Annotated in this window: 9 protein-coding genes and 1 tRNA gene; 7 read left to right on the forward strand and 3 right to left on the reverse strand. The window is 52.7% G+C overall.

Annotated features, from left to right (window positions below):
- The first annotated feature begins 135 nt into the window (after positions 1 to 135).
- Both ACWIZX_RS00725 and ACWIZX_RS00730 read left to right on the forward strand, forming a co-directional pair.
- Positions 136 to 537 (forward strand): Fur family transcriptional regulator, encoded by a 402-nt coding sequence (locus ACWIZX_RS00725; RefSeq protein ID WP_448334485.1) that lies wholly within the window; start codon positions 136 to 138, stop codon positions 535 to 537.
- On the forward strand, positions 534 to 1,076 hold the full coding sequence (locus tag ACWIZX_RS00730; protein ID WP_448334486.1) for a GNAT family N-acetyltransferase: 543 nt from the start codon (positions 534 to 536) through the stop codon (positions 1,074 to 1,076). Before ACWIZX_RS00725 ends, ACWIZX_RS00730 begins: the two co-directional genes overlap by 4 nt.
- Here ACWIZX_RS00730 and ACWIZX_RS00735 read toward each other — a convergent pair.
- From ACWIZX_RS00735 to ACWIZX_RS00745, 3 genes are all read right to left on the reverse strand, one after another.
- Entirely contained in the window at positions 1,073 to 1,966 is an 894-nt protein-coding gene (locus tag ACWIZX_RS00735; protein ID WP_448334487.1) for an NgoMIV family type II restriction endonuclease, read from the reverse strand. The two genes, ACWIZX_RS00730 and ACWIZX_RS00735, sit on opposite strands and share 4 nt — an antisense overlap.
- Before the next feature lie 8 nt (positions 1,967 to 1,974).
- On the reverse strand, positions 1,975 to 3,258 hold the full coding sequence (locus ACWIZX_RS00740; protein WP_448334488.1) for a DNA methyltransferase: 1,284 nt from the start codon (positions 3,256 to 3,258) through the stop codon (positions 1,975 to 1,977).
- Between the two features lie 126 nt (positions 3,259 to 3,384).
- A complete protein-coding gene (locus tag ACWIZX_RS00745; protein ID WP_448334489.1) occupies positions 3,385 to 4,293 on the reverse strand; it encodes an alpha/beta hydrolase in 909 nt (302 codons plus the stop codon).
- A gap of 295 nt (positions 4,294 to 4,588) precedes the next feature.
- Between ACWIZX_RS00745 and ACWIZX_RS00750 the strand changes: the two genes are divergently transcribed.
- From ACWIZX_RS00750 to ACWIZX_RS00770, 5 genes are all read left to right on the forward strand, one after another.
- Positions 4,589 to 4,664, forward strand: a tRNA-Pro gene (locus tag ACWIZX_RS00750).
- A gap of 80 nt (positions 4,665 to 4,744) precedes the next feature.
- Positions 4,745 to 5,092, forward strand: coding sequence for a hypothetical protein (locus ACWIZX_RS00755; RefSeq protein ID WP_322793750.1), 348 nt, complete (start codon positions 4,745 to 4,747; stop codon positions 5,090 to 5,092).
- A 25-nt stretch (positions 5,093 to 5,117) separates the two neighbouring features.
- The gene (locus ACWIZX_RS00760; RefSeq protein ID WP_448334490.1) at positions 5,118 to 5,858 is read left to right on the forward strand and encodes a dolichyl-phosphate beta-glucosyltransferase; all 741 of its coding nucleotides are present in this window, start codon (positions 5,118 to 5,120) and stop codon (positions 5,856 to 5,858) included.
- Positions 5,836 to 6,492 carry a ribonuclease HII gene (locus ACWIZX_RS00765; protein ID WP_416181027.1) on the forward strand — a complete coding sequence of 219 codons (657 nt, stop codon included), beginning with the start codon at positions 5,836 to 5,838 and terminating at the stop codon, positions 6,490 to 6,492. The genes ACWIZX_RS00760 and ACWIZX_RS00765 overlap by 23 nt, the downstream gene beginning before the upstream one ends.
- A 195-nt stretch (positions 6,493 to 6,687) precedes the next feature.
- On the forward strand, positions 6,688 to 7,195 hold a 508-nt coding region (locus ACWIZX_RS00770), incomplete at its 3' end, for a DUF3800 domain-containing protein (protein WP_448334491.1).

Consider the following 7,195-nt stretch of genomic DNA (forward strand, 5'->3'; position numbering starts at 1 on the left):
GGGAGGGGGACGAAAATTCGAAAGTTGATGTAAAAATGATTTATCCCGAATTGACGTTAGAATAGAAAAAAGGGAGTAGTGTAATTATAAACCAAAATTTGCAAATGCAAATGTTTGCATTATAAAAATGGAAACATGAGAGCCTCTTCGGTTGATGCGGCCATTCTGGATGTGTTGAACGCCCATGCGCCCGGTCATTTGACCGCCGCGCAGGTTTATGAACAGATTCAACCCCGCCTGCCGGCGGTTAATCCCTCCACCGTTTATCGGGCATTGGAACGGCTGGCAAAAAATGGGCGCATCTCGGTATCCGACATGGGCAGCGGCGCAGCCGTTTATGAAGCCTTCAGTGATCCGCCGCATCACCATCTGGTGTGTCAGCGCTGCGGCCGGGTGGAAATGCTCTCACATCAGCAGGTACAATCGCTGTTTTCCGGCATTGCCGCTGAATACGGTTACAGAATTGTCACCAATCATTTGGTTTTATTTGGGGTTTGCCCGGCCTGCCAGGAGTCAGATGAGGGAATTGAACCATGAACACGGAAAACCTGAACCTGATTCAATTGACCCCCGAATGGCGTGAAGAGCTGCTGGATCTGGCGCGGGATTTTCAGGCGGAGGGGGACACCCGCTTCAACGGTCTGTTGAAAGGTGGGGATGAAGCCTTTTTTGTCTTTCTGCAAAATCTGGCAGATGAAGCCAGCGAGGACGACCTTCCGCCCGGCGTCATTCCGCAGACGACCTTTTGGCTGGTACGCGATGAAACAACCCTGCTCGGTTTTGGCCGGCTGCGCCACCGGATGGGGGATCATCTGTTGGAAAAAGGCGGGCAGGTGAGCATCGAAATCCGTCCCTCCGAGCGCGGCAAGGGCTATGAGGAGGCACTGCTCGGCCTGATTCTGGCTCAGGCTGCCCGTATGGGTTTGAGCGAGGTAAGGTTAACCTGCGCGGAGGAGGACGCCGAAACCGCCGCGCGCATCGAGGCTGCCGGCGGCGAATACATCGAAACACGCCCGCTGCGGCGCTCGAGCAAGCAAATCCGGGTTTACCGAATCGGATCGGGAAGACAGGATTAGATCAACAAATCGAAGGGCAGATCGCTGATGTCTCTCAATCGGCGTCCCTCGATCAAGGTGTTGAGCATTTCTTTCTGGTCTTCTAAACCACTTTCGCCGGTGGAAATCAAGTCATCAATGGCTTCTTGTAATTCCGGCAGGGCAAAGTGATACACACAATCCAGGTCGCCCGTGCCGAGCGCGAGAGAGGCGATTCGCATTGGCAGGGGTTCACCGGTAACAGCCACAATTTTTGGAACACTGCCCTTACGGTTGCGGATGAGATTCAATGCTTCTGTACGGGCATTCTGGCCGCGGTCGCTTCGTAAAGTCCATTTGCAGGAAATGCTGGCGTGGAGGATTAATTTTCCGGGTGTTGTGGGACGAAAGATAAACGGAGAAAATTGTGCAATTCTTTCATTTTCTGCAATGATTTCTTGAGATCGGTTGATATCCTCAGGCAGGAACGGTCGTTTGACCACAACAATATCCGGCTTGATGATGTAATCTCCCCCTAAGGTGGCAGCTATTTGAGGGTTTTCACGGCTTAATTTTTCCAAAGCGGCCAGGTGTTCGTACTGGTCGAATCGGGAGATTGGAAAACTTGTGTAATATTGCCAATCTCCAACCTTGAGGTGGGTGAGCAGATCAAGCGACTGTTGCAAGAAATTTCGGGTAATTTCCTCAAAGCGCCCCCCGGCAGTTTGAGCCGTGATGGACTGATCTTCAACAAAGGTGAGACCACCCCGATTAATTTTTTCAATTAATTTCCATGCAATGGCAATACTGTTCTTGCTGCTGCCATCGGCGAAAGAGGGGTATTTTCCCTTTTCAGGATGTGATCCAAAACGAATAATCTTTTGAATAATCTCTTGATGATAGTGTTTTCTGAGTGAATCGATTTTGCTCATTGGCCCCTCTAGGCAGGTTTGTAAAAACCGATCACATATTCCTCGTGCATGCGTTGTTGAATTTGTGACTCAGAATTATTCTGCAAGGTTGCCGGCATCATGCGTTTATCTCGATCTAAATTTCTAACCCCAATTTCGGGAACAATGAAGCCTGCCTGTTTTCCAATATCGGCAAGACAGAGATGCGTTTGAGTATTTTTACCCCGTAAGATCGAGGTGGCTACCACGACGATGGCGCATTTTCCCGGCTTCAGCACCCGGTAAATCTCCATCAGCACCCGTTTCATTTCGGAGTAATATCGTTCAAGAACGATCCCCTTGCGCTTGTCTAAGGCAGAGATTTCTTCAACAATGGCGCGGGTAAAAACGGGCAGCATTTCGGAGTCGGTTTTCGATTGGGAATCTGCGCCGATGTATTCACTTCTTTTCCTGCTTAATGAAGAAATCGAATATCCTAACCAGACCAAGGAAAATTTGTGGGCGCGCATGTAATCAATTGCATTGGAGGCATAAGGCGGTGAGGTAACGATCAAGTCAATGGAATTATCCCTGAACGGAATTTTTTGCGCGTCCGAAAGGAGGTGGTTAACCGGTAACGAGATAATCTCTTGCAGTCCCTTGATATTGGTCTTCAGTTTTTTTTCAAACTCTTCAAAAGGAGACCGATACTTTTTGACCCAATGAGAGCGAATTTCTTGATTTTCTTCAATCTCTGAATACAAGATGTTATTGCTTTTGTCGCTGACTATCTTAACGCGATGCGGGCGGGTATGAGCCAGATCTAGGGCAAGCGATACTCCACCGGATTTTGTAATAATAATGCCCGAAAACACCACATCAAAAAAGCGGCGCAGGGGAATATCTTCGATTTTTTCAATTTGAATCCGTAATGAGGCCAGTTCTTTTTGGACAGGTTCTAAAAACCAGTAATCTATAAACCGGCGAGTTTCTTCATCCCAGCGAGTTTGGAGATATTTCTCAATGACCTCGGGGGATGAATCAAGCATCATTCTGGCAGCTTTCAACAAGCGTAATCCCTGCTCGTAAACCGCCAATGGTTTCAGGGAGCAGGTTTTTACCTGAGAAATTTTCAAAGCCAATGGATCAATATCCAGCCCAATTCCAATTCGTTTTGCTAACTGGGCTTCCAGGATTGTTGTGCCAGAACCATTCATCGGGTCAAGCACAATATCTCCAACGTCGGTCAGGTTCTGAATGAACAATTGGGGCAATTGCGGGGGAAATTTAGCCGGGAAAGAATGAAAATTATGCGAAGCATAGGAACTCTGCATTTGGTGAAAATCCAAATCACCCTGCAGCAGTTCGCTCAAGTTTTTAAGTTGATCTTTTGTTTTGGAAGATACCATGACCATCGGTTAAGCCCGTTCAAAATGTGTATTCATTCTATCACATCTGTTCTAACGGCGCGGCTCGTCTGCTGCCAGCTGTTCCCCATACCAGCGCAGGTAGGCTTCCAGCTGGCTTTGCCAGTAATCCTCATCGTGCCCGCCGGCATTGACCCGCCATTCATGTGCGATGCCCAGTTCAACCAGCCGGTTGTGAAATTCCTCAATCGGGCGGTAGTAGCGATCCTTTTCACCTGCATCGAGGTACACGGCGGGTAAACTTTCGGCGGGGTTTTCCTTCAACCACAGCGTCAGGCGGCTTTCCATGCCGTAAAACGGCGGGGCGGAGTGCCCGCCGATGGCCGCAAACCGCTCCGCTTGGGTAAAACCGATCAGCAGCGCCCAACCGCCGCCGCGCGAAAGGCCGCCCAGCCCGCGGCAGGATGAGTGGCGGCAAACCGCCGGATACTGCCCGGCTAACCACGGTAAAAGTTCATCCATCAGCGCGCGGTCATACCCACTTTCATAGGGATTGCGTAGCGAGTATTCCTCATAAGGCAGGGCGATGACCAGCGGTGGAATGACCTTTTCGGCTATCAGGCGGTCGGCCGTTTCGGCCAGCCCCAGTCGCAGCCACTGCGCGGCATCGGCCGACTGGCCGTGCAGCAGAATCAGGAGAGGAACAGTTGCTGCACGCTCGGCTGCAAAACAGGGCGGCAGGTACAGGTAACCCTGCAGCGGCTTGCCGAGCGATACCGAATCCAGGCTGAACGCTTCAACCTGCCCGCCCTGCTCAAGACAATCTGGCGTTGGGGTGAGAGCAGCAGCAGGCGTAAGCGTTGGGATGGGGGTATCCGGGTTGGGGCGGCTGGGTGATGGACGGCTGGCAGGGAATGGAGTACTTTGTACCGGTGTTGGCGTGCTGGCAGTGAGGGCCGGCATACAGGCCGAAACCAGCCAGCCCAACACCAGCAGCCACATCCTCCCCGTTATGGCTTTCTCAAAGTTCCTTGACAACCCTGAAACATTGGATCGAAACTTGAATTGTGGCGAAACGAACCCCCTCCCTCCTCCCCCAAAATCGCTGCGCCGATTTTGGGGGAGGCGCAGGAGGGGGCAAAATCGCTCGATTTGACGTATCCGTGGATTATTCCGAATAGACATCGATCATCACCTGCCATCTGCCGTTTGACCGTTTTCGACTTTGAGAAAGCCGCATCCTCCTCGTCCTTCTTCCTTGACGATTGTGCATGGTTCGGATTATACTCTGACGCGCCGGGGTGTAGCGCAGTTGGCAGCGCACCGCGTTTGGGACGCGGGGGTCGGCGGTTCAAGTCCGCCCACCCCGACCACACGGCAAGCAACCGCCGAGCCCGCTCGGCGGTTTGCCCGATAAATTCCAGCCCAATCTTGAACATGCGGAAGCCGAGCCATGATGAAACTGCTCAAACGAGAGAAAAACCCCGCCACGCTGCCCTCGCGTTACGATGTGGTCATTGAAGCGGTGCGCTATAATGAGGATGGCAGCCTGAAAACTGCCCGCATTTACGAACGGCGCGGCCCAACCTGGTCGGACCGACTGTTGATTTCGCGGCAGGAATTGCTGGAGCGCCTCAAGAAAGGACAAAAGGTGGTGATCGGCGCCCGCAAACCCTACCTTGCCAGTACGTTTGAAGTGGTTGCAAACGTTCAACTGACCAGCGTAAACGGGCGTGAGGTGCTGACGACAACGGCCGAACAATCCGCCCAGGACTGCCTGCCGCAAGCCCCGCTGTTCTGAAATCCTCTCCTTTTTTCAGCAAACTTTGACCCCACCCCTTCTTTCCATCATCATTCCCGCCTATAACGAAGAACGGCGGCTGCCGGATACCCTGCAGAAGATTTCCAGTTTTCTACTCCGGCAGGATTACACCTACGAAGTGGTGGTGGTTGAAAACGGCAGCACCGACCGGACACTGGATATCGCCCGCTTGTTCGAGCAGGATTATCCCTTTGTGCGCGCCATGCACCTGGAAGGGCGCGGAAAAGGGCTGGCGGTGCGCGCCGGGATGCTGGCGGCCGAGGGTGAATACCGCTTTATTTGCGATGCCGACCTTTCCATGCCCATTGAGGAAGTCAACCGCTTCATCCCGCCACTCAAGCCGGAGGGGGAAATCATCATTGCCTCGCGCGAGGCGCCCGGCGCGGTGCGTTATGATGAGCCGATTTACCGCCACCTGAGCGGGCGGGCGTTCAATCTGGCGGTGCGCCTGCTGGCCCTGCCCGGCTTGCGGGATACCCAGTGCGGTTTCAAGTGCTTTTCGGCAGAAGCAGCCCGCACCATCTTTCCGCTGGTGACCATTCACGGCTGGACGTTTGATGTGGAAGCGCTCTACATTGCCCGCCGGCGCGGTTATCGAATTGTCGAACTGCCCATTCCGTGGTATTTCAACCCCGAAAGTAAGGTGCATCTGCTCCGGGATTTGCGGCAGGTAGTGCGCGATTTGCTGCTCATCCGTCGCAATGCTCAACAGGGGGTTTATGATGCCCGCCCCTCTTCCCTCTAATAAGCGCTGCGCGCCGCCCGACTTAAGCCTGGAACGCCAATTGTGGGAAAACGGCTGCCGGTTGATTGCCGGTCTGGATGAAGCCGGGCGCGGAGCGTGGGCCGGGCCGGTGTTTGCGGCGGTGGTCATTCTGCCCCCGTTTTGTGATGCAGAAACAGCGCTGCGCGGCGTGCGCGATTCGAAGCAGATGACCCCCCGCCAGCGTGAGCAGTGGGCCGAGCAGATTCGCGGGTTTGCCGCTTACTGGGGGGTTGGTGAGGCTTCTTGCAGTGAAATTGACCAGCAGGGCATTGTGCCCGCCACCCGGCTGGCCATGCAGCGCGCCTTGCAAGCCAGCGGTATCACGCCGTGCCATTTGTTGATTGACGCGCTGCGCTTACCCCGCCTGAACATTCCCCAAACCGCGCTGATTCGCGGCGATCAGCGGTCTTTGAGCATAGCCGCAGCCAGCGTGCTGGCCAAGACGGCCCGCGATGCGTGGATGCGTGCGCAGGAAGACAACTTCCCCGGTTATGGGTTTGCCGCCCATAAGGGTTACGGCACCGCCCGTCACCGCGCCGCTCTGGAAGCGCTGGGCGCCTGTCCGCTGCACCGGCGCAGTTTCAGGCCGGTTATCAAATCATTTACCCACTAGAGAGTTACGCATTTCTGATTTGTCTATGCAGCAAAGGAGTTGGTTGAACTCCAATTGAAAAAACTCAGACCAAAAATACTTGAAAATTGTACTGTTATGGGATAAAATATCATTGCGTCTGGGATGAGTCGCCAAGCGTCTCATCGTGGGGCGGTTTGCCCCAACCCCAGTCGCTTTTTTTAAGGCGGGGTGGAAATGTATTTATGCTATATTGATGAATCGGGCACATCAGATATTCCGGGGAACTCATCCCACTACATTCTGGCGGGATTGTCTATTCCGATTTCCAAGTGGAAAGAGTGTGATAATTGTATTGAAAAAATAAAACGAAATTACCGGTTAGAATCGGCTGAAATTCATGTGGCATGGATGCTACGGCCCTATCTGGAACAGACGAAAATTCCAGACTTTGCCAACTTGAATGAAATCCAGAGACGTTCCGCCGTACAAACCTATCGAAATGGTGAATTATTAAGGTTACAAAAAGCACACAACAATAAACTTTACCGCCAAACCCGGAAAAACTACCAAAAAACCCAGCCTTATGTTCACTTAACCTTTGAGCAACGCAAAAAAGCCATATTTGAAATTGCCGAGGCGGTTAGCAAATGGCAATTTGCAAGATTATTTGCGGAATGTGTGGACAAACTTCATTTTGATCCAATTCGGTCATCTCATTCGATTGATGAGCAGTCGTTTGAAC

The sequence above is a fragment of the Bellilinea sp. genome (assembly GCF_053501535.1).

Bases quoted from the DNA above. Each gene is read 5' to 3' on its own strand.
- ACWIZX_RS00725 (WP_448334485.1), top strand. From the start codon at position 136: ATGAGAGCCTCTTCGGTTGATGCGGCCATTCTGGATGTGTTGAACGCC.
- ACWIZX_RS00730 (WP_448334486.1), top strand. From the start codon at position 534: ATGAACACGGAAAACCTGAACCTGATTCAATTGACCCCCGAATGGCGT.
- ACWIZX_RS00735 (WP_448334487.1), bottom strand. From the start codon at position 1,966: ATGAGCAAAATCGATTCACTCAGAAAACACTATCATCAAGAGATTATT.
- ACWIZX_RS00740 (WP_448334488.1), bottom strand. From the start codon at position 3,258: ATGCAGAGTTCCTATGCTTCGCATAATTTTCATTCTTTCCCGGCTAAA.
- ACWIZX_RS00745 (WP_448334489.1), bottom strand. From the start codon at position 4,293: ATGTGGCTGCTGGTGTTGGGCTGGCTGGTTTCGGCCTGTATGCCGGCC.
- ACWIZX_RS00755 (WP_322793750.1), top strand. From the start codon at position 4,745: ATGATGAAACTGCTCAAACGAGAGAAAAACCCCGCCACGCTGCCCTCG.
- ACWIZX_RS00765 (WP_416181027.1), top strand. From the start codon at position 5,836: ATGCCCGCCCCTCTTCCCTCTAATAAGCGCTGCGCGCCGCCCGACTTA.